The sequence below is a fragment of the Legionella waltersii genome (assembly GCF_001468085.1).
GTDB classification, from domain to species: Bacteria; Pseudomonadota; Gammaproteobacteria; order Legionellales; family Legionellaceae; genus Legionella; species Legionella waltersii.
The window spans coordinates 1-1,761 of the sequence record NZ_LNZB01000021.1 but is presented as its reverse complement, the minus strand read 5'-3'; the positions used below and the strand labels follow the sequence as shown (position 1 = coordinate 1,761).

Sequence of the window (1,761 nt, the reverse complement as noted above, 5' to 3'; positions counted from 1 at the left end):
CTTGAGTGTGTAACTAATTGATTTATAAGGATAAAAAATGGCGCGCCCGGAAGGATTCGAACCTCCGACCCCCTGGTTCGTAGCCAGACAGTCAATATTTAATCTCTTTTAAAATCAATGCCTTGCGATGCATCATATTCAAGAAATACTGCATAAAACTGCCTAGAACAGCGTGGTGCTGCCACAGCTATGTCACGTTTTATGACACAGTAAACGATGAAATATGAACCTATTTCCTTTGTACATATTGTGCTCGTTGAAAAAAGAGCCTTATTCATTTGGGCCCCATAAAAGTCAATAGGAGTTTGTTTAAAATAGTTTAAAAAAAAGTAAGGTGCTGCGCTGGAAATAGGAGAGGAATGTGTTAATATTTCCTCGGAGTAACTCCATATCAAGAATTCTACCCCTGTGTATAACTCTACGGCCTAACATACTGAATATTTAATTAATCCACAACCAATAAATCAACAGCCCAATTCCCACAAGGGATTAATCTAATTTTATGTGGTAATGAAAACTAATTTTATCCACAAATTCTGTGGATAAGTCTGTGAATAGGGTAGGGATTTTAACGTGAAATGAAGGAGCTTAGGTGGTTTTGAAAGACGAATCCAAGCTGCTCAAAATAAAACAAACCCCAATCAGTTAAATCTTGCTGGCATTAACACAAGAAACTGATATTGAGCATCAGGCATATTTAACACAACGGTTTGGTAATCATTGCAGAAGAGAACTAAGGCGCCTTAACATTTGAAGATTGAATAGCAAATCAGTATTAGGAGGTCAATAAGCATTCCACTAACAACGAGACTTTGCTTTCATAACTGTCAGCATAGCCTCTGAGGCTCTTTCATGAATTCTTTATGATAGTTTTCCGGAGACATTGCAAGTAGCAACTGTCTTGAAATTAAAATTCAAAACAGTTGCTACGTTGGCACATAAAATGAACGTTTTGACTCTTGAAAATTGTGCACTGTGTCCAGCCAGCCATTGCGTACATGGGTCGGTGCACCTGCAATAACTGATTCAATCGTACTGTAGTGTTGCCAGTAAAGCGCACAACTACCATAGATACTTACAATTTTACCATCTCTTGCTAGCTGGATTGGCTTCTTATGCCCTTCGACTGTTATAGTCAAGCGAAAATTAGTTGCTAGAAAGGCAAGATTAGTGTGTTCATCCTGACACTCATGGCTCCAACTGTAGGTTTCTTTTTCGAACATGGGCTCTCTCATTTGGAATACTTATTCGTTTATTGTAACTAAGACACACAATGGTTATCAATATCCGGGCCAGTTGGTAATAATTATGAACAATTATAATGTCAGCACAACAATTGTTGTGCGCTATAGCAACCGTCTGGAAATCCGAAATGCAGGTTATTCTTTGAAGTCTTTGGACGAATATGATGATACGGGTTCTGAGCTAAGAAATCCTATCCACTCTCGTGTTTTATATGACTTGGATTTTGCAGAAGCGAAAGGAACCGGGTTTCGTACGAAGCAGCGTTTACAAAACAATTCAGATTTAACTAAGTAAATATTATTATCGAATCGACAAAGTAACATATAGGGGTCGGACCAATGTCAATAATCCCAATGTTGGAGAAGAGAAAAAAGGTGATTTAATTGGAGTGTATGTGTACAAATTTAAAATAAATCACCAACAATTTCTTTTAGCCTATGAATGGGATCCGACATTAAGGATTTTATTAGCACTTGGGGTACATGAAAACGTTTACCGGGATCTCAAGAGAATATA

Annotated in this window: 3 protein-coding genes; 2 read left to right on the top strand and 1 reads right to left on the bottom strand. The window is 37.7% G+C overall.

Annotated elements, in window-relative coordinates; all coding sequences use genetic code 11:
- Positions 1–926: 926 nt before the first annotated feature.
- Entirely contained in the window at positions 927–1,235 is a 309-nt protein-coding gene (locus Lwal_RS05055; protein ID WP_133141285.1) for a hypothetical protein, read from the bottom strand.
- A gap of 73 nt (positions 1,236–1,308) precedes the next feature.
- Here Lwal_RS05055 and Lwal_RS05050 point away from each other — a divergent pair, with 73 nt between their 5' ends.
- Together Lwal_RS05050 and Lwal_RS18030 are read left to right on the top strand one after the other, a co-directional pair.
- Entirely contained in the window at positions 1,309–1,539 is a 231-nt protein-coding gene (locus Lwal_RS05050; protein ID WP_157737789.1) for an ATP-binding protein, read from the top strand.
- 13 nt (positions 1,540–1,552) lie between these two features.
- Positions 1,553–1,761 (top strand): type II toxin-antitoxin system RelE/ParE family toxin (locus Lwal_RS18030; RefSeq protein ID WP_095197534.1); only part of this gene is annotated, 209 nt, incomplete at its 3' end.